The sequence below is a fragment of the Aeromonas sp. ASNIH7 genome, from assembly GCF_002903485.1.
In the GTDB taxonomy this organism is placed as follows: domain Bacteria; phylum Pseudomonadota; class Gammaproteobacteria; order Enterobacterales; family Aeromonadaceae; genus Aeromonas; species Aeromonas caviae.
On the sequence record NZ_CP026226.1, the window covers coordinates 91,297 to 112,362 of the forward strand.

Consider the following 21,066-nt stretch of genomic DNA (forward strand, 5'->3'; position numbering starts at 1 on the left):
AAGAAGGAATTCGACCATGTTAGATACCAACCTCAAACAACAACTCAACGGTTACTTGCAGTACATCGTCAATCCCATCGAGATCAGCGTGTCCGGCAATGACAGCGACAAATCCGCCGAACTCCTGGCATTGGCCAGCGAGATTGCCGAGATGTCCCCCAAAATTTCCCTGACCGATGGCACCAATACCCGCAAGCCTTCCATGAGCATCGCGCCCCAGGGCCAGGCCCCGCGCGTGCACTTTGCCGGCATTCCCATGGGTCATGAATTCACCTCCCTGGTGCTCGCCCTGCTGCAAAGCGGCGGTCACCCCTCCAAGGCCGATCCGGCCGTGCTGGAGCAGGTGAAGAACCTCAAGGGCGAGTTCCACTTCGAGACCTATATTTCACTCTCCTGCCACAACTGTCCGGACGTGGTACAGGCCCTGAACCTGATGTCCACCCTGAACCCCGGCATCACCCACACCATGATCGACGGTGCCCTGTTCCAGGATGAGGTGAACGAGCGTCAAATCATGGCGGTCCCGAACGTCTACCTGAACGGTCAGCCGTTCAGCCAGGGCCGCATCTCGCTGGAAGAGATCGTTGCCAAACTCGACACCGGCGCTGCCGAGCGCAAGGCGCAAGAGCTGAGCGAAAAAGCGCCTTATGACGTGCTGGTGGTGGGCGGTGGCCCAGCCGGCGCCGCCGCGGCCATCTATGCCGCCCGCAAAGGCATTCGCACCGCCATTGTCGCCGAACGTTTCGGTGGCCAGGTGATGGACACCGTCGGCATCGAGAACTTCATCTCCGTGCCCTACACCGAGGGCCCCAAGCTGGCCGCCAGCCTGGAGCAGCACGTGAAGCAGTACGGCGTGGAAGTGATCACCGAGCAGCGCGCCGCCGCCATCAGCAAGGATGGTTACGTCAACGTGGACCTCGCCTCCGGTGCCACCTTGAAGAGCCGCGCCGTGATCCTGGCGACCGGTGCCCGCTGGCGCGACCTGAACGTGCCGGGTGAACTCGAGTACCGTACCAAGGGTGTGGCCTACTGCCCCCACTGTGACGGCCCCTTCTTCAAGGGCAAGCGCGTGGCGGTGATCGGTGGCGGCAACTCCGGCATCGAGGCTGCCATCGATCTGGCCGGCATCGTCGAGCACGTCACCGTGGTGGAGTTCGCCGATACTCTGCGTGCCGACGATGTGCTGCAGAAGAAGGCCCGTTCCATGGGCAATATCGACATCATCATGAGCGCCCGCACCACCGAAGTGATCGGCGACGGCAGCAAGGTGGTGGGCATGGACTACGAAGATCGCACTACCGGCGAGATCAAGCATCTGGCGGTGGCCGGCATCTTCGTCCAGATCGGTCTGGTGCCGAACACCGAGTTCCTCAAGGGGAGCGAAGTGGCCCTGACCCGCTTTGGCGAAATCGAGATCGACACCAAGGGTGCCACCTCCCTGCCCGGCGTCTATGCCGCAGGGGATGCCACCACGGTACCGTTCAAGCAGATCATCATCTCCATGGGGGCAGGTGCCACCGCCGCCCTGGGTGCGTTTGATTACCTCATTCGCAACCCGGCGCCGGAAGCACAAGCTACCCAGGCCGATGCCGTGACCGCCTGATAACCGCCCAACAAAAAACCGACTCCCTGGAGTCGGTTTTTTTATCCCTGTCGTTGGGTCGCCAGCCTTCAGCGCCCCTGCGGCGCGTCCCTCTCCTGCCCCTCTTCACTCACCGCTCTCTCTTCTGCATCAGGCACGGCATAGCTCGCCGGCACTGCCTCCCCTTCCAGATCCGTTCTTGGCTCCAGCTCCGCCGTCATGGGGGTGTTGGGGGGCACAGGTATGAAAACCTGATGCTCCGTCAGCGGAATGGGGGCTCGCTTACGCCTGCGCCAGCCGAGATAGGCCGACAGCAGCAGACCGCACAGGGCAAAGTAGACGAACAGCCCCTGTGGTCCGAACGTTGCCATGGTAAAGGGGGCCAGCAGCGGACCCGTCATGGCCCCCAGGCTGTAGGCAAGCAGCAACCCCTGGTTTGCCCCCAGCACCTGATCCGGGCGCAGTTCATCGCAGGCATGGCTGAGGCTCAAGGGATAGATGGAGAACGCCATGCCCCCCAGCAGGAAGACAAGAGTCCCCTCGACTGGCTCACGCCAGGGCTCCGGCAGCAGCACCATCAACAACGCGATCAGGGTCAGCAGGGCGCAGAGCAGCAGGATCACCAACCGTCTGTCGTAACGATCAGATGCACGTCCGATAGGATATTGCAGACACATCCCCCCAGGATCACCAGCGCCATCATGTCCGCCACCTGGGAGAGGGAGGCGCCGCTGTCGGTGAAATAGAGCGGCAACAGCCCATAGATGGACCCGAGGATGAGGCCCGAGGTAAAGCTGCTGCCCATCCCCGCCGGAGTGAGGCGCACCAGCTCCAGCACTCCCACCGGCTGGGGTGCCACCATGGCCGGCGTCGCCACTCGGGAGAGAGCCAGAGGCACCACGGAGAGAGTCGCCGCCATGGCGCACAGGGCGAACGGCGTCAGCACCATGGGGTCCACCTGCTTGAGCAGCTGCTGGCCCAGGGCAAGTGAACCGTACAGCAGGATCATGTAGAGGGACATCAACCGCCCCCGGTTCGCCGGGGTGCTTGAGACCAGCATCCAGGACTCCAGCACCACGAACAGGCCGCCGGTGGCAAACCCCCCGATCAGCCGCAGCGCCGCCCAGGTGACAGGCTCCACCACCATGCCGTGCAGCAGAAACAGAAAACAGAGCAGGGAGGCATAAGCCGCATAGGCCCGGATATGTCCCACCCGGATGATGAGGCGGGCATTGATGAAGGTCCCCAGCACCAGGCCGCCGAAATAGGCAGCCGACACCAGACCGATGGCCTGGGCGGACACCTGCTCGGCGGAGAGACGCACCGTCAGCAGGGTATTGAACAGACCGTGACCCAGAATGAAGATCACCAGACTGGTCAGGGGGGACAGCAACCTTGTCAGTGCCATGGAGCCTCCTCGCAATAAAAGGGTCATGGTAGCCCCTGCCTCCCGCCCCCTTCAACCCGAATGCCCTCCCCCTGCGGGGCTATGCTTGACGGGAACCCCACATGGAGATCCGAAAGATGAGACTCATGCTGTTGTTGGCCGCCCTGCTCTTTTGCGGCAGCGCCCTCGCCTTCCACTGCCCCATGGACATGAAGAAGATAGACGACGCCCTGGCCGCAGGCCCCGCCCTCAGTGCCGAGCAACTGGCCGAGGTGAAGCAGTTGAGGGCGGACGGAGAGACCCTGCACAACGCGGGCAAGCATCAGGAATCGGTCGATACCCTGGCCAAGGCCATGGCCATTCTCAGCATCGATCAGGGCTGATACCGCCCCTTCGCCGCGCGACGGTCTCTTTCGCATCGCCCGGATACAGACCGCCAAAATGAAACAAGGCCCTCGCCATCACTGGCGGGGGCCTTTTCACTGCGGATGTCAGCGCTGAACGGGGCTACACCCGGCCACTGTAGACCAGAGTGCAATAGTTGAAGGCTATCTTGCCGTCAACGGCGTGGCGAGCAAACTCGCGGCGAACGAGCGCTGTCATCTGATCGTGGGCCGGCGTGCCCGCCACAGGCGCATAGGAGGAGGAGTTGAGCCGTCCAAGCACCCCGTCAAGATCGAACAGCTGGCTGTTCTCGAAGCGATCGAGCCGGTACTCCCCGGTGAAGAAGGCGCGAAAATCCGCCTCACCGAGGTTGCGATGATTGACCTCCTCGTAATCCCCCGAGTAGGCGTGCAGCCCCTCTTCATAGGCCTTGAGAAACGGGGTGTTCGTCAGCCTGTCATTCCAGATGAGGGCGACCTGGCCACCGGGCTTGAGCAGCCGCTGGCACTCCTGCCGAAAAGCCGCGCGATCGAACCAGTGAAACGCCTGGGCGACCGTCACCAGATCCATCGCCCCCGTGGGCAGGCCCGTGGCTTCCGCACTGCCGTGCAGCCAGCCGATGTTCCCCACCTGGGCAAGCAGCCGTTTGGCGGCAGCCCGCATATCGTCATTGGGCTCCACCGCCCAGACCCGCGCGACCCGGGGGGCCAGCAGGGCGGTCAGGATGCCGGTGCCCGCGCCGATGTCCGCCACCTGGGCCTCTGGCCCCATGGCCAGCTCCCTTGCCAGAAAATCCAGCATGGCGGCGGGATAACCGGGTCGATATTTCACATAGGCCTCGACCCGGGTCGAGAATCGCTGGGTACTGTCCATGGCAGACTCCTCTCTTGATGCGGCCTTCATGCCGGCTCCCGGCCTGGTGACCAGGATCCCCATGCCACTACACTTGACCCCATCATGCAAGCCCCAAGCGGGTGGCAAACGGCGTACAGGCTGGCTTGCCACCCAGCGAAGCAGCAGGCGCTGCGGGCGGCAGGATACCCATCGGGGCGCCCGCTCACGGGCGTCGAAGGACAAACACCAGGATGGAGCTGCGACACAATGAGACCAGTCAAGAACAGGATTTGCCTCTGGTATGACGGGGATGCCGAGGAGGCGGCACGGTTTTACGCCAGCCTCTTCCCCGACTCCGCCGTCGGTGCCGTACACCGGGCCCCGGCCGACTATCCCGCCGGCAAGAAAGGGGACGTGCTGACGGTCGAGTTCAGGGTGATGGGGATCCCCTGCCTCGGCCTCAACGGCGGGCCCGGGGTCCGCCACAACTGGGCGTTCTCGTTTCAGGTGGCCACCCAGGACCAGGCCGAGACGGATCGCTACTGGCACGCCATCATCGACCATGGCGGTCAGGCGAGCGAGTGCGGCTGGTGTCAGGACAAGTGGGGCATCTCCTGGCAGATCACCCCTCAGGTCCTCATCGAGGCGATAAGCGATCCCGACCCCGAGGCAGCGAGACGCGCCTTCGAGGCCATGATGCAGATGGACAAGATTGACATTGCCACCATCGAGGCGGCGCGCCAGGGCGAGTAGCCCGTTCGCACGGGCGCCGCACACAACAAGGCCACCCCTGGGGGTGGCCTTGTGCATATTGGCTGTCAGCTCTTCACGGCGCCTGATCACGACCATTTAAGTTGGAAACTCGCGGATCAAAAAATTCAATACCTTAGCGATACCCGATATGACAATTAAGTTGGAAACTCAATAGCAATCCTCCACCAGTTTCACGAGCACACAGGACATTGAAGTTGGAAACCAAGCACTGCTTGATGTGATACATTTGTGAAACTTAATTACAAATAAGGGCGATCGTTTAACGTAACCGCCCCTTATGCACAGTGCTCTTGCTGATCGCCCTGTCGGTTACGACTGGGATGAGTGCTGCTGAATATAACGGTCAGCCAGCGCCTGCGCCTCTGCCAGTGCTGCTGGTGTTAATTGTTTGGCAGCACGATCGCGGTACTCAGCGGCCTTGTTGCCATAACCGCTGGCCGCAGAGACCGAGAACCAGGCATATGCCTGTTTGACGTCCTGCGGCCCCCCTTGGCCGTGGTCATACATCACCCCTAGGTTGAATTGCGCTTCGGCATACCCTTGCTCGGCAGCCTTACGGTACCAAGCCAAGGCCTGGGCATCGTCCTGCGCCACTCCTTGATCATTGGCGTACGACACACCAAGGTTATACTGCGCATCGGCATATCCTTGCTCGGCCGCCTTGCGGTACCAAGCCACGGCCTGGGTATAGTCCTGCGCCACCCCTCGGCCATTGTCGTACGACACTCCAAGGTTATACTGCGCACTGGCATTTCCTTGCTCGGCGGCCTTGCGGTACCAAGCCACGGCCTGGGCATCGTCCTGTGGCATCCCTTGGCCCTCGTCGTACATCACGCCAAGATTGAACTGCGCATCAGCATCTCCTTGCTCGGCGGCCTTGCGATACCAGGCTGCGGCCTGGGCATAGTTCTGTGGTACCCCTTGGCCCTCATCGTACATCATGCCGAGGTTGTACTGCGCAATGGCATGCCCTTGCTCGGCCGCCTTGCGGTACCAGACTACGGCCAGAGCATCATCCTGCTCCACCCCTTGACCCTCATTGTACATCCAGCCGAGCTTTGCCTGCGCCCTGGCAGCCCCTTGCTCAGCCATCTCAATGATTATTTCCCGTGCACCATCATGCCCATTTTTGGCTATTTCCCCGAGAGCGTTTAGGGCATGGGTATTACCTTGCTTTACCATCTTATAGATGGCGTCCAATGCATTGGCATTGCCTTGCTCGAACGCCTTGTGGTACCAGACAACAGCCTTCTTGTCATTCTGTACCACCCCTCGACCATCATCGTACATTCTGGCAAGGTGGTACTGCGCCTCCACATGGCCTTGCTCGGCAGCCTTGCGGTACCAGGCTGCCGCCTGCTTGTCATTCTGAGCTATCCCTCGGCCATAGGAGTACATCGTACCGAGTAGGAACCGCGCCTCCGCATGACCTTTCTCGGCTGCCTTTCGGTACCAGGCCGCTGCCTGTTTGTCATCCTGTGCAACCCCTCGGCCCGTGGCGTATATTCCGCCGAGTAGAAACTGTGCCTCCACATGAGCTCGCTCGGCCGCTTTGTGATACCAGACCGCCGCCTCCTTGTCATTCTGGGCGATCCCTCGGCCATAGGTGTACATAGTACCGAGTAGGAACCGTGCCTCCACATGGCCTTGCTCGGCCGCCTTGCTGTACCAGGTCACAGCCTGCTGACCATCCTGTGCTACCCCTCGGCCCTCAGAGTACATCCTAGCTAGGTCGCACTGTGCCTCAGCATGGTCTTGCTTGGCTGCCTTGCTGTACCAGGCCACAGCTTGCTCATGATCCTGCGCCACCCCTTCGCCATTGGCGTACATCCCGGCGAGGTTGTACTGCGCCTCTGCATGATCTTGCTCAGCCGCCTTACGGTACCAAGCCACGGCCTGGGTATCGTCCTGCGCCACCCCTTGGCCATTAGCGTACATCACGCCGAGGTTGTTCTGCGCACCAGCATGCCCATGCTCTACCGCCTTGTGGTACCAGACTACCGCTTGTTTATAATCCCTATTAACCCCTTTGCCCTCATCGTACATCCTAGCTAGGTAGTACTGCGCCTCCACATGACCTTGCTCGGCCGCTTTACGGTACCAGGCCCACGCCAGCGTGTGATTCTGAGCTATCCCTCGGCCATTGGTGTACATCATGCCGAGCTTAAATTGAGCTTTTACATGGCCTCGTTCGGCCGCCTCGTGGTACCACGCCGCAGCTTGTCTGTCATCCTGTGCAACCCCTCGGCCAGTGTCGTACATCCAGCCAAGTAGGAACGGCGCCTCCACATGGCCTTGCTCGGCCGCCTTGCTGTACCAGGTCACTGCCTGCTGAAAATCCAGTGCAACCCCTTGGCCAGTGGCATACATTCCGCCGAGTTGAAATTGAGCCTCCATATGCCCTTGTTCAGCCATCTCGATAATTATTTTTTGTGCACCATCATTCCCAGCTTTGGCCATTTCGCTAAGAATGTTCAAAGCATGGGTATTACCTTGTTTTACCATCTTATCGATGGCGTTAAACGCCATGGCATTGCCTTGCTCGGCCGCTTTGCGATACCAAAAAATGGCCTGCTCATCATTCTCTTCCACCCCATTACCTCTAAAATACATTTCTGCGAGTCGTAATTGCGCATGCACATGCCCTTGGCTTGCCGCTTTTAGCAGCCAATTGAAAACCCATTGTGCGCGGCTATTTTGTATGGATCTATTATCCCAATACATCATGCCGCGTACATACTGTGCCTCTGCATGGCCTTGCTCAGCCATCACAGTGATGATTTCATGTGCACCCTTATGTCCATTTTTGGCTATATTGCAGAGAGCGCTAAAGGCATGAATATCACCTTGCGTTGCCATCTTAACGATTACTTCCAATGCATCAGCATTACCTTGCATGGCAGCCTTGCAGAACCAGGCCAAGGCTTCATGAGCATCTTGTTTCAATCCATGACCAAGACTGTACATCTGGCCGAGACGGTACTGTGCTTTGGCATTTTCTCGCTTGGCTGCTTCGATATACCAAGTCATGGCTTGATCATTATCTTGTGCTACACCTTGGCCAAGTTCATACATCTCGCCTAGTGCGGACATCGCTTTGGCATATCCCTGGGTGGCCGCTTCGCGATAACAAGCCACTGCTTGCTCATCACTTTGTGCTCCTCCACGGCCATGTTTGTACATCTCGCCAATTTCGAACTGTGCTCCTGCAATCCCTTGACCCGCAGCCTTGCGGTACCAAGCTACGGCTTGCTCATCATCTTGGCTCACCCCTTGGCCAAGACTGTACATCCGGCCTAAAGCGTACTGTGCATCGGCATGACCTTGGTCAGCGGCCTTATGGTACCAAGCCACTGCCTGCTCGTACTCTCGCTTAATATCATCGGCCTGCATAACCATTTTTCCAAAATAGAACCCCATACCGCTATGCCATAGCTCATGCATCTGACCGAGGCGAAACTGCGCATCCGCATATCCATTAAGGGCCGCATTGCGATACAAATCATTGGCTTTTTCGTAATTCCTTTCCGGCCCATTTTCGTATATTTCTCCCAATGCAAACTGTGCACTTATACACCCTAAGTCGGCATCTAGCTCTAATTGTTCCAGATCTATGTTCACCTGCAAGCTCCTTGAATATATTTGACACTCGGCAGCACCGTAAATCGGCCTGATGGTTACATATTAATATCTTTGTATTACGCTGCGCTATAAAAGAGTTGTTAGATCGTAGTGAAATATTAATGGAGTGCGACCAATATACGTGACTTCCGTCACAAGATGGTCATGAAATCCTTTTGGTAATGTTCATAGATTGAGTTGACTATGTCACGCCAATGGGCACACCACTCAGCGTTAGATGCAAACTCTAATCCATAAGTTGATTCCATAAGTTTCCGGAGCAGTGGTCCAGGCTGTTGTGATTTCTCACCAACGAACAAAGCACTGAGTGGCAATCGATTGGCAGCAATATCGATATGGTATAGCGCACATAGCTCGGCACTAAGCTCTTGGCGGAACTGAGTAAGCTTAGTCTCATCATTTATTTTTATCTCAATATAAGGAGGAAGGTTGCACTCCATAACGAATACACTCTGTACTATTGTGCTTAGACTAACTAGTGTACTTTTTTTTGCCGCATCCTTTAAAATTGTGTGAAGCACATAAGGTTTCAACATTTTAGCTCCTTTAAGTAATAAATTTCACAGCGAAAAAAGTTCAAGAACGCACAAACAGCCGCCATTCTATTTACCAGATAACTACGCATTATCCAGAAAATGCTCATGTTTTATTATTTAACACAGTTGAATGATTTCAATAAACACCATTAGAATCTTGATGAAGATTAGATCTCAATAGATGACACACACTGTGAATCACATTTTTAGCGATAAACAGGCTGTTAAAAATGGTTTTAAAGGTTGAAGTTTTCGCAAAAAGCAGTGCTTCGTGTATCACATTTTTTGACATCATTATTTTTACTTCATTTTGCCAGAAAATATTTGGTTTTGCCTGGGCTAAGGACCTGGCAGCCTCTCTAACCTCAGAGTCTTTATCTATCAAAGCTAACAATAGTAACAATTGTGGGGGTATTGCAGGGTGGTTGATTAAAGACATGCGAACGCTCCTATCTCCAATATAGGGCATCTCGTCGCTGGACAGTTCGTTCCGAACCGTAGCAGTTAAGAGTGGATCCATAATAAGGGCCTTTTTTACATCGTTATCCTCATCACAGGCCAGTTTAAGTAGCACATTGGGTAGTGTTAGGGCGTAACACGCTTCCTCCCCCTCATTTAAGGCTAGTTGGAGTAGCACCTCAGCAGGCAAAGACGGATGCTCAGTTAAGGTTCGTCGGACATATTTATCCTCATCACTTGCCAGTTTGAGCAGAACCTGAGTTGGTAAGGCCGGGTTATTGAGGAGAGCTTCGCGAACATGTTTATCCTCATCACAAGCCAGTTCGACCATCTGATTAACAGGCAGTATGGGGTTGCCCGCTGCCGCCATACGGATTAGAGGTCTCTCATCAGACGCCAGCCTGCTCACAGTGTCTGGCAACATGGAAGGATTGCTTGCCGCAGCCATCAAGATCTGCACTTCATCAGGGCTCATCAGGCTCAGAACCCGATCAAGCAAATCAGGTGGCGTTGTAGGATTGCAGGCCACGCCCGCTCGAACGTCCTCCTCTGCGTCATAGGCCAGCATCTCCAACACAGATATCGGTGTAATTGGATTGCAGCTGACACCACGGCGAACATGCTTATCCCTATCACACGCCAGCATTGCTAACACCTCAGGCGGAGCTGATCGGTTTCTGGCCACAGTGACGCGAGTCACTACATTTGTGTGTTCTGCGAGTGCCATAAACGTATTGGGCGGGAGAGCTGGGTTACTAGATGCAATCCGGCTAACGTCGTCATCATCGTCACCCGCCAGCTCAATCATCACCTCGATAGGAGTCGCGGGATTGAGAGCCAGATAGTAGCGAACCAACGACTCTTCATCACTCGTCAATGCAACCAACACCTCCGAAGGAGTCGTCGGATCTCGGGCTATATTAGATCGTTCGTAAACAGCGAGCTTACTCAGACAAATCATTCCCACCACCTCATTTTTTGACGTTAATGCTCACCCCTATAATCAAACAAAATGAAATCGACTTTGGCTAGTACGATTTTCGCCGGCAACTTCTGCAAAGCTACCCCAGTTTTAACTGGCGCAGGATATAGAGCCCCTGAATGAATCGCACATAATGCCCATTATGTTGAATGGCAGAGTTCGCTTAGCAAAATGGTCGCTTTGCAGCCAAATAGTAATGTAGCGCCACTTTTACACCCTCTGTCGAAGCTCGGTAGGGCCTGATCGGGATGAAAGTTTAAGACAAATCGCTGGTGAGTTTGACTCAGCGAGGTGGCCGCTCTGGTTTGCCACAAGAAAGGCCGCCAAGCGGGCATTTTGATCGGTTTAGCGCAATGACCCACTCGCCACCGGCAGACGATAGTCCTGCTCGGGCGAGATGCCAGGCGGCAAAGCGGAAACTAGACGAAAACTTTCGTCATCAGATGACACCTCTCATAGGTTGGCACACGCCTGTGCGGCCTCTCTACCCCTGGGGCCATGGCAGCTCTGGAGGATTGAATGTTTATAGGTTGTAGGGCCGCGCATAGACTGATTCTATTCGCAGCAATAGTCGCCAGAAAGGGAACAGATTGAGCGCACGATGGCTGCCATATGGATACCATCAACTGATTGGTGCACACTTGTGTTGAACGATAACTGAGCCAATCGGGGTTGGCCAACTTAAAGTATTGATTTATATAATTACATCATGATGTCAATTTTGTAGCCAACGGCTTGCGAAATGCCCCAAACTAGATGATGACCCAATGAACTCCTGAGTGATGATTCGCATTGGGCTGCCATCAACACCCCCATACGGAGGCGCAGACTCATAATGACTCATGTAGAGCAATCTCCCCCAACCAGCAATCTATCTGTTCTGGAGTCGCTCGGTCTACCACGTAACTGGCTAGCCGCCCATCAGCACATAGTGTCTGGTGTATCTCCTGAGATCGTCGTCAAACTGAGCAAGCTATTGGGGTCTAATACCCGAACAATTTGCCAGATGATTGGCATTAGCCGAGACACACTGAATCGCCAAATCAAACGGGGCAATCGCTTATCGACAGCTCAGGGAGATCGCGTTTACTGGGCAGCCTTAGCAGTGGACGCAGCCATATCCCTACACCGGGGAGATACTGCTAAAACGATGAGATGGCTCACCCGCTCTGCGTGGGGATTAGGTGGTGAAAAACCGGCCGATGTGATTACTACGCCTATGGGAGCGCAGGCAGTTATCGATCTTGTCGGTCGGATTAGGCATGGCATCCCCTGTTGATTAACAGTTCATACGTGACCATAAAGCACCAACAATAGGCTCATTTGGTGAGCCGATCACCCCGACCAATCGGCTCATTTGATGAGCCGATCACCTCGACCAATCGGCTCACTTGATGAGCCGATCACCTCGATCAACCGACTCACTTGATGAGCCGATGACCTCGACCAATCGACTCACTTGATGAGCCGATCAACACAACCACTCAAATCGTGGTTAGATAAGCTCTCGATTGCCTTCAATTTTCCCAAATTGATCAGGGTCTGCGGGTTGATAATCATCCGAAAACATATTCATCAACCGATGCTCCTGTCTCAGGTTGGCCAGCGCCCCAAAAAAGCAGCCTTCACATAGGTGTACCTGATATCGTTCACCATCGTGCTGCGAACCATAATCCCAGCAAGCTTCCAGCGTGCCGAATTCCTGCGTACCGAGCGATTTAGTAGTACTAGCACCACAGACATCGCACAAAATATCGACGACCTGTGTGGTAGGAACGATGGCTTCGACCTTCATGGCAATACTCCTCGTTGTGATGCCTGATATCAGAACCTGTATAGGTATCGACGGCGAGCATCAGGGCATAGGATGTTGAGCGGCATACGCCGCAACCAGCCGCACAGCCAATGCGTAACTGAGCGGTAGACGTGTTTTGTATTTCCTCAGGCAGTCTGGCCTATCGACTGCCCGTTCCAATGCAGATAGAGAGCTTGCCTGCTCGGCCAGCAGCCCCAGTTGCTCAGCCAGTTTCCTATCCCGTTCTTCCCAATCCACACTGGGATGGTGAACTGCTCGCTTGGCGGCAGGTAACTGTTGATACAACCAGGCACGATCATGTTTATAGAGCCAGGTGAAAGCCGTTCTGCACACCTGCTCGACAAAGCCTCGACTAGCATCAGCATGTTTTGCCAAATATGCAGCCACCGTTACACGGTGCTCACGGAGACGGTTAACCCTTCTCAAATGCCGTCGCCAGTCAGACAGCCCTTGGTGGCTCTGAATAATGGCTTCGACCGCCCCGACAGAAACGCCATGACTGTGCGCGATCTGCTGCCGTGATCCCCCCATGAACGCCTGACGCCATATTCCCCGCTCAACTTCAGCTGTAATGCGCTTGGCACGGTGATCAACCGGTTGATTGTGTCTCAGGGCGAGTTGTTTGATATAGCCGATGCTGTATCCGGTCTGGCAGGCAATCTGTCGCATGGGAACTCGCTTCACCAACAATGTCAGTATTGCTGTTTCTGATAGCTGTCCGTCGCTAGGCATAGTGGATTGTATCTGCACCGTAGGTGGGCTACTGATAGAAAAAAATTCCGCTGGGCTACGGCTTACAAACGCCATCAACATCGCATGCTTTAGGTAGTGGTGATTGCGGTTGCCGTGCACCAGCCCCGAGACGTATCGATAGTTGGCCAGCCCCGGTGGCACTGTTGGCATTATATCGGCAAACAACCCCTGCCAGAACTCCGTCATGGCCTGCAACAGGGGCTGGCTACGCAGATGGCCTCTGGCCGTCAGATAGCCCTGTTGCCCGAGCCATCGCTGGTACAGCTCCGCTAGCGACTCCGTTGGCGACTGGACGCACAGATACCGATGCAGAGCAGTGATAAATGTAGAGAGATAGAGTTCCTGTTCGGATGGTCGCGATGGTTCACAGGGTATCTCGGGATCCGGTATTAGCAGTCGCCGATCAATACCTCCCGCACTGGCCGCCAGGGTTTGCAATCGTAGCTCATGCTTGGCACAGGCCGTGACCCCGTACAGTTGATGCGCCGTATGCCAATATCCACATCCTACGGCCTGTTCATCCTCTCGCAAGCAGGCGGAACACCATTTCAGGCAGACACCGCCAAAAGCCAGCTTGCTGGCCGCTTGTCCTGACAGGGCCATCAGCCCCTTCCCTTCACCCAACATCGCAGATGCCAGGTTGTCGACTTGCAGCTTGTCTCTCAACGTAAGGGCATAAAGCGGGAAACCCGTGCCATGGTGCAGCAGGTATTGCGGATCCACCCCCGCCGCCTGGGCAGCCGCCTCAATATGGCCTGGTAATGCCGGATGCAACCGAACAGCAGGACAGTGGAATAGCTGGTTACAAAAATGGTTTCGATCACTGTATGCCGAATGAACAAAATACTGGCTGACCCAGCTGTAGGCCGACTCGCCAGGAATATAGGTGGGGATCACCGAGGTCAACACCGATCACCCCTCAGATCCCAAGAGCTCCACCAGATCGACGCCTGCATGCTGCAACATCATTAGATGGGCCAGAGGGTGCAACGGATCTCGGGCTGACTTCTCATGGTAGCCCCGTGCATTGCGCAGCTGTGGGGGTAATTGCCATACCTGACCTGGCCCCCCACTATTGGTGAAATACGCAGTAAGTGCCAGGGGATCACATTGCGAGTCCATCTGCTGAAACCACGCATTGATCGTTTTGATACTTTTGACCGTGCGCATCGCCTCGCCCGAGATGCCCATCGAATCAGTCACCAGCTGAGTTAGCGCACACAGGGTGAGAGCACTCGCGGACTGGGCCAATGCCAGCGATGCCAACTCGATCTCGTGCATCCGCTCGGTAAAATGACCATCGTATCCCCCCATCCAGTGTCCACAATGGGGGCAGAGGCTATCGTAGGGTGGGATCAGTTGTTCCGACAACAATTTGGCAGAAAAACCACAGCCTGCGCAGTGACCAGACAAACCGCGTTGATGCCGATGACAATGGAACACTCCTGGCAGTTGATGATCTCGGTGGTAGTAGGGCATACCATGGAGCTCATAATCCTCGGCAATACAGTCTGCGCACCAGCGCCAATATTGGTGTTGTACATTGTGCAGGCCAGTCACCCGTAACCGAAGCTGGGAACGGCCCACCAGTGCTGATGCCACTATCCTCTGCTCATCCGGAGTCAAAAAAGAAGCTAAATAATTGCCGACAGAGTGATCCTGCCACGTGCGTTGAACGTGTCGGGCCCGAAATTGGGTATCGAGGACAGGATCGTCGGGATGACATAAACGATGGGGACGGATTTGTGGGCTGCTCAGCCCCAGCATCTGGGCCGTTGCAGTAAACGTCCCGTGCGTGCTCAGCACATGCATCCGGCCAACTACCGCCCCTAAATGCTCACCAGGTAGCAACTCCAACCGATGGAGGATCATTTGCACGGCCCCTTATCTACAGAGTAACCGAGTTGCCCCAGCAATGAATCCGGGGATAATTGCTCTAAAGTTTTTAGCTTCTTTTCCTCTGTTTTTGGCAGCTTTTTGGTGATTTTAACCTCACCTTGCAGCAGGATTTCTCCCTCTGCTGAATATGTGTCTCCATCAACAACCTGACTATTTCCCACTGATTCGAGCAGTAACATCGGCGATAGGTCCTCAAATTGGTAGTAATCACCCTTACGCAGAGCACTCAACGCAGGCTGGAGGATTTTAAATTCGCGATTGAAACATAAGTCCAATGCAGCGATCGAGAGATCTTGATCTGTTGGTTTCAGCAGGGTTAGATATGATAGCGTGGCGCGAACTAGACTGGTTGCAATAGCCGGGATACCGGCACTCAAATAATGTATATGTTGGCGTAATACATCCTCTGATGTTTTCTGGTTTTTCAGAAATCTGGTTTGACATATCAGGCGGATAAAACGCAGCCAAAATGAGCTATGTATATCGCAGCTCACCAACTGCATAAATCCATTTTTAGTTGCTCGGCGGGTTAGCGTCATTTCGCTATCAAACAATTTCATCGTGGCCAATGTTCCGACAAACATCAACGGGATCCCCACTCGATTTAATAGTTCCTCTAAAAATTTCATGGTCGTTTTCTCGTTGTTACTGATCACTTCATTCTTGGCAGACCTGGCCAGGTTCTGCGCTTCATCAAGGATCAGCAAACCAACCCCATGGCCGATAAACGATTTTTGCACTACCGAAATCAACTCATTAACAGAGCGGTTTCTATGGGTATGGCTATAACTCTCACCAGTGACAGCGTCGAGTGATTCTAACAAGTTCAGCAAAAGTGCTTTTTGGCCACGGCGATCATGAATTTCAATGTACAAATAGGTCACCTGCACTCGACTCACAATAATTTCGTGACCATGCATGTCCGTATAGCGATCATGATCTATCGTTTGTGGTATCTGTTGGCAAATTTGCCTAACCATCGTGCTCTTCCCACGTCCACTGAGCCCTAGCAGTAACAGGCTATACTGAACTGACAATTCTAGTTCCAATACATGTGAAGCTTTCCATGGCTCGGCCTTGTCACGATCAATCGCAGCTAATATCCGGCGTACATCGGCCCCAATTGGATTGCGTCGAGCATACCCAGCCTCGATCATCCGTCGTATCTGGTCATATAAACGGTACGCCTCATCTGGGGAGGTATACACGTCCGCCAGTTGATCTATGGCAGTGCGGATAAAATATGAATGCAGCGATTCATCCACCCCTGTAAGATCCAGATCACACTGAAAAGGGATCTCACAGTTCGCATAAAATTGTGCCGTTGAGAGCGGCAAGCCAAGCCCCTCGATATAGGGGTTTCCCCGATATTTTGAATTGGGATGTGGGTAATATTGAGGTGCGGCCATGACTATTTCTCCTGAACTGTAAATATTGTCGGATCAGCAAGGTTCTGACTGGGTGTTTTTTTAATATAATTATCTGGCTGACATGGATTTCTTAAATCAGCAGCAATAGCCATTTCCTCATGATGACGTTGCAAGTTCCCTTCGACCTGTTTATGGCTTTTCATTCCTGACTGTATATTTTTTGCAGTGGATTTTTTCAGTCCACGATTAGTTTTTCGAATTACCTCATCACATTCGCGAAAGTCCATTTCTAACACTGCGCGAGCATTGAATCTCTTCTCATCCAACGCAGCCAATTGTTGTTTAACAATATACAGGCGATGCATGACATTTGCCCAAACCTGATTCCGATATGCCTCACTGCGATCTGTCAGCTCAACCTGATAGACCTCATCACTCTCCTCAGTTTTAAACCAAAGATAATTAGTACACATGTACAGAACCTTAAGCGGCAAGCGAATTAATAATACCGTCTAACGTGTTGTTTTGCTTGGATTTTCTCTGCCTACTCTTTTTGCCGTTTTTGGATAAATACACCATTGCCCACTCCAACTTCTCTGTTATTTCCTGCCACGCACCATGGATGATGCTCGCCAATATCGGCATTAACCAAAGCGCGCTGTTTTTGGCAATCTTCAACATCGATAACTCCGCGCTGCCAATCAGCGTCAGCGCCAGCCGACGTTTGACCAGCAAGGCCAGCAAACTAGCCCAGATCAAGCCTTCCGCTATCGCTTTTTGTCGTGTCGCGAACGCCTTCAACCGGTTATGTGATTTCAGCTCTTTGAACAACAGTTCGATCTGCCAACGGCAACGATACAATGCCATCACCTTCTCGGCTGGCCATCGCTCACGCGGAAGATTGGTCATCCATATACAGAACCGTTTTTCCTCTGCAAACCAACGTCTTATGAGTCGATATTTATACTTTCCCGAACTCACATCCAGATCCAGAACCTCGGCTCTGCAGCTTCTCCGATCGATATCCTTGAGCTTTTTTCCGAGTAACTTGGGCATTTCCCTGCCGTCCTGTCGGTAAGCTGCCTGTACTTTGGGATTGAGATTTTGACTCCCTCTGACCAGATAGCTTCCTTTGGCTTTGGTCACATCAGCAAAGTACTCGCGGCTGATGTAACCGGCATCCGCCAATAACAGTTTGTTATTTAACGAATTTGCGGCCGGAAGATGCTTGCGCTCCGATTCGGTATCCGCCGTGATACTCATCGATATCGGCGACTGGTCCAGCAAGGACATGGTCATATGACACTCTACCGCAGCGGGGCTGTGCTTATTGAATCGGCCCGGGAAATGTTCTGCCAATTGCGGATGTAACGCGAATGACGACCCGTCCTGCAGCAGTACCTGCTCAAAGCCTGCCAGTCCGTGGGCGTCCGGTAGACACTCCTTGAGGCGTAAGGCGATGGCTCGTTCAACCAGTGCGCGCATGAACAAGGGAAAACCCTGCTTGCGTAACTGGTTGTGAAAGGGTTTATACGCTATTTGGTCAGTATCATGGAGCTGCAACGCATTGAAATGGCGATGCAAACCAGCAATACCATCCACCTTGTCGCAACCAAGCCCTGAGAGCAGAGCCGGGAGTAGTCTCGCAGGCTGGATATCCCGGAGTCGCTGACAAAAACCGGTAAATTTACCGATCCGGTTGAGTTCAGAAGAGCTAAGAAGTTGCTTGAGGTACTGGGTTGCATTGATAATAGTCATGGCTTCGGGCGTGTCGGTTTTTTTTTGCGATTAAATCAGATCACAAACGAAGCCTTTTTTCTATCTATTTCAATTGGTTGTAGCTAAAGATCCTGTACATGAATTAGTACATGTATCTATGTACCTGACTCTGATTTTGAAACGTCCGAGATTTTTCGCCTGATCCAGCCACTGCATTCGAACAATTTCATTACTGCTATAGTAAAGGCCTCGAAAAAATATCCCCTCAGCACGCACCGTAGCCTCATCCTCTGGCAACAGCGCAAATCGCAGGCGGTCTATGGGAACAGGCCTCACCATCACTGAATTTTTCAGACCCCAGTTCCATACATCACGAGGAGTAAAACCAACCCCATCACGTGACATTTCTAGGTTGTGCGAGGTCACGCGCTGACGATGATTATTTGAATAGATAATGATATTAATGAGTCGATACATGAACTGTTCATACGTCAGCAGGGGGCGACGAGATGCGTGCTGATCCTCCTTATGTGGATACTTAACCACCTTGCCTGCCTCGAACGGGATCGCTAGAGTCTGAATAATGTCGAAAGTTTTCTCCACTTGGCCTTTCATATCCCCGCGATGATAGGCATTAAAATTACCGACTGTGATACCAATGAGTCCGCGCAGCAGGCTGCAAATATTGGTATCAGTATTCTCAGAGCCCCGGTCGAACGTTAATTCACGACATGGTAAATTGCAGGGCCAGTCAGCCTCTTCGATCTCCACACCATACTGCCTACAAAACGCTTGCTTACTGCTCATCGCATTGAATAGAGCCTGACTTGCTCCATGCCAACAAGGCGAGTCGAAACCGACATGCAATCCAACAATCATACTGCTGGCGGTATCAACGACAAAATATATAACCGGTCTTCCAGTACTCAGTAGTTCATCGTTACTGTACGGGTAACGGATGTAAACATCGGCAATAGTACTGTCTATTTCATATCGTGACGTTGGCCCCCTCAGGCCCGCACGGGCAAGACCAGGCTTTCCTGCATGGTCACGAGAATAATTAATACTGCCTACTCGTTTTTTCAGGAACGTGAGATTACTGACGAATTTTTTTAGATGATATTTAAATATTCTTGGTGATATTAAATCTTCCCTATGAAGTAACATTTTAATTGGTTCTGCTATGTCACAATCCTCAACACCCTTCGGTAAAACATTGACACACTCATATTTCAAACAATAGTCAAAGTATAGCTCTGACAACCTCACTTCCGAGCCAGATTTAATAGATTTTGAAAAGCGCTCAATCTGTATAATATCTCGCCGTGTAATGCCACGATATGGTGTACCATATCGCGTAATTGGGCCGCTCTTGGTTGCTCTCTGACCTAAGGGCACATCTGGCAGTTGAAAGTTGCTGCCACAATTAAAATAGTGTGGGAGCAATGAATTTGGAAATGAACCAAAAATGAAATAACTGTTCAATTGAGCACAAATGTATTTCCTACTTCGACCGGAATTTTCAATCAACGTTTTCAATATACCACTTGCATCACCATATAAATAGCAATGTAACAATTCAGGCTGACTAAGCAGCGGACTAATTACAGCCAGTCTCTCATTGCGAATCTTGATCCATTGAGGTTCTAGCTCACTATCAGAGAAAAACAAAACTTGTGGAAATTGATGTTCAGCCAGAGTCCACTCACCACTTTCAATATTAGACTCGACGTTCTCTATTAATAGATTGATCGGCCGTTTTGGTGGCCCATCCAATAATTCACTTACAGCTAACAACCCCATGTCATAACAAATAGAGACAATCAGAAACTCTGAACCACCATTTGTATTAGTGATCAGTTTCTGGTTAACTCGCATGAACCACCTCGTTGAATGGCACAGGCCTATACAACTCTAAACGTTGCGTAAGATCAACGATTATAACACCATGGTAAACTGCATATTGAAATACACATTTCACCTGCACGTCAGAAATATTCAACTCCTTGGCCACCTGCTGGATCAACACTAACAACGTATTTGAGGGATGGGCAATCAGGTGATGTTTGATACGTCCCAATACAATGAGGTATATGGTCTCAGATACCTGAATATACTCAGGCATATCAAAGCACTCACGTAGAAATTCCAGATTATATATATGTGTTTTATTGAAGCTTTTTTCCGTTAACAACACATGATCAATATTTTGAGTGCGCCAATACTCAAGGGCAATTTTCTCTTTTGCTCGTGTTCGATTAACGACTCGGGGACTTGTGATCGCAGGATCCAGTGCATCAGAATATTTAAAGCTGTATGCTGTCAATCGTGCTTTACCACTATCGGATTGCCTCAGCACGACAAAATCCTGAGTCATAGTTTTGGCAGGGATACGGCCCCCATAATTAACTCGATCGATGTAATTACCAGGATGGACAATGTGCAGAGATGCCGCAATTTTGAGCGTTTCATGCAGTGGTAACGGATACTGTTCGAGAATGTCGATAACAGTTGGATCGCGTTCGAAATAGAAAAATGGTGCCCTCTCGCCACGACTCAGCAGATGATGCTCACGCCGAGTTTTGTGACTATACACAATCTGCCCCTGACCATAGGTATGGGACTGCCGCACCGTGACCCAGGGCCGATACCCCCGAGCCTGGATACTGCGGTTGTACCGTTCTGTTTTTGCGATCTCCGCATCGGTGACGATGGGCTGCTGAACCGTTTTTTGCTGCATGACTACTCCTACCTGACCTGCATACAACCTAGTAACTGGGTAGGGGATCGTCAACCGCAAGAGCGAGCGTAAGCCATTGTTTTAACTTATTTATTTTTATAAATAATAACTATCGACGCTATCATGGCAAAAATGCCACACTCAACACAATTTCATTTTTCACCTTAAAAAACATATAGTTATAAAAAA

The 21,066-nt window shown here is 52.6% G+C and carries 16 protein-coding genes and 1 pseudogene; 4 read left to right on the top strand and 13 right to left on the bottom strand.

The genetic code is table 11. From position 1 onward, the window contains the following. Nucleotides 1-16: 16 nt before the first annotated feature. Nucleotides 17-1,603 (top strand): alkyl hydroperoxide reductase subunit F, encoded by a 1,587-nt coding sequence (gene ahpF, locus C2U47_RS00435; RefSeq protein ID WP_010675075.1) that lies wholly within the window; start codon nt 17-19, stop codon nt 1,601-1,603. Nucleotides 1,604-1,671: 68 nt separating this feature from the next. Here the strand turns inward: ahpF and C2U47_RS00440 are convergent. After that, nucleotides 1,672-2,990: pseudogene (locus tag C2U47_RS00440) on the bottom strand (MFS transporter). 116 nt (nt 2,991-3,106) lie between these two features. Here C2U47_RS00440 and C2U47_RS00445 point away from each other — a divergent pair. After that, nucleotides 3,107-3,352: a hypothetical protein gene (locus C2U47_RS00445; RefSeq protein WP_041201636.1), complete on the top strand. Its 246-nt coding sequence runs from the start codon at nt 3,107-3,109 to the stop codon at nt 3,350-3,352. 124 nt (nt 3,353-3,476) lie between these two features. On the opposite strand, the gene C2U47_RS00450 is transcribed toward C2U47_RS00445, so the two are convergent. Continuing rightward, complete coding sequence (locus C2U47_RS00450) at nt 3,477-4,226, bottom strand: class I SAM-dependent methyltransferase (protein WP_010675078.1); 750 nt, start codon at nt 4,224-4,226, stop codon at nt 3,477-3,479. 228 nt (nt 4,227-4,454) lie between these two features. Between C2U47_RS00450 and C2U47_RS00455 the strand changes: the two genes are divergently transcribed. Beyond that, nucleotides 4,455-4,940: a VOC family protein gene (locus C2U47_RS00455; protein ID WP_010675079.1), complete on the top strand. Its 486-nt coding sequence runs from the start codon at nt 4,455-4,457 to the stop codon at nt 4,938-4,940. 330 nt (nt 4,941-5,270) lie between these two features. On the opposite strand, the gene C2U47_RS00460 is transcribed toward C2U47_RS00455, so the two are convergent. From C2U47_RS00460 to C2U47_RS00470, 3 genes are all read right to left on the bottom strand, one after another. Next, nucleotides 5,271-8,582, bottom strand: coding sequence for an SEL1-like repeat protein (locus C2U47_RS00460; protein WP_158657378.1), 3,312 nt, complete (start codon nt 8,580-8,582; stop codon nt 5,271-5,273). A gap of 152 nt (nt 8,583-8,734) precedes the next feature. Further along, nucleotides 8,735-9,139 (bottom strand): hypothetical protein, encoded by a 405-nt coding sequence (locus C2U47_RS00465; RefSeq protein ID WP_103261337.1) that lies wholly within the window; start codon nt 9,137-9,139, stop codon nt 8,735-8,737. A gap of 136 nt (nt 9,140-9,275) precedes the next feature. Then, entirely contained in the window at nt 9,276-10,487 is a 1,212-nt protein-coding gene (locus tag C2U47_RS00470) for a hypothetical protein (protein ID WP_158657379.1), read from the bottom strand. A gap of 928 nt (nt 10,488-11,415) precedes the next feature. Between C2U47_RS00470 and C2U47_RS00475 the strand changes: the two genes are divergently transcribed. After that, on the top strand, nt 11,416-11,859 hold the full coding sequence (locus tag C2U47_RS00475) for an antitoxin Xre/MbcA/ParS toxin-binding domain-containing protein (RefSeq protein WP_080630556.1): 444 nt from the start codon (nt 11,416-11,418) through the stop codon (nt 11,857-11,859). A 216-nt stretch (nt 11,860-12,075) separates the two neighbouring features. Here C2U47_RS00475 and C2U47_RS00480 read toward each other — a convergent pair whose 3' ends face one another. From C2U47_RS00480 to C2U47_RS00510, 8 genes are all read right to left on the bottom strand, one after another. Then, the gene (locus C2U47_RS00480) at nt 12,076-12,375 is read right to left on the bottom strand and encodes a hypothetical protein (protein ID WP_103261339.1); all 300 of its coding nucleotides are present in this window, start codon (nt 12,373-12,375) and stop codon (nt 12,076-12,078) included. Nucleotides 12,376-12,435: 60 nt separating this feature from the next. After that, nucleotides 12,436-14,058 (bottom strand): TnsD family Tn7-like transposition protein, encoded by a 1,623-nt coding sequence (locus C2U47_RS00485; RefSeq protein WP_082189294.1) that lies wholly within the window; start codon nt 14,056-14,058, stop codon nt 12,436-12,438. 3 nt (nt 14,059-14,061) lie between these two features. Then, nucleotides 14,062-15,021, bottom strand: a complete 960-nt coding sequence (locus tag C2U47_RS00490) for a TniQ family protein (protein WP_082189295.1) — start codon at nt 15,019-15,021, stop codon at nt 14,062-14,064. Continuing rightward, on the bottom strand, nt 15,018-16,457 hold the full coding sequence (locus tag C2U47_RS00495) for an AAA family ATPase (protein ID WP_103261340.1): 1,440 nt from the start codon (nt 16,455-16,457) through the stop codon (nt 15,018-15,020). Before C2U47_RS00495 ends, C2U47_RS00490 begins: the two co-directional genes overlap by 4 nt. 2 nt (nt 16,458-16,459) lie before the next feature. Continuing rightward, complete coding sequence (locus C2U47_RS22785; protein WP_158657380.1) at nt 16,460-16,891, bottom strand: hypothetical protein; 432 nt, start codon at nt 16,889-16,891, stop codon at nt 16,460-16,462. Between the two features lie 10 nt (nt 16,892-16,901). Continuing rightward, nucleotides 16,902-18,176: an IS4-like element ISApu2 family transposase gene (locus C2U47_RS00500; protein ID WP_011191341.1), complete on the bottom strand. Its 1,275-nt coding sequence runs from the start codon at nt 18,174-18,176 to the stop codon at nt 16,902-16,904. A 69-nt stretch (nt 18,177-18,245) separates the two neighbouring features. Then, on the bottom strand, nt 18,246-20,015 hold the full coding sequence (locus C2U47_RS22790; RefSeq protein ID WP_158657381.1) for a transposase: 1,770 nt from the start codon (nt 20,013-20,015) through the stop codon (nt 18,246-18,248). Then, nucleotides 20,005-20,877, bottom strand: a complete 873-nt coding sequence (locus C2U47_RS00510; RefSeq protein WP_069785179.1) for a TnsA endonuclease N-terminal domain-containing protein — start codon at nt 20,875-20,877, stop codon at nt 20,005-20,007. Before C2U47_RS00510 ends, C2U47_RS22790 begins: the two co-directional genes overlap by 11 nt. Nucleotides 20,878-21,066 lie beyond the last annotated feature (189 nt).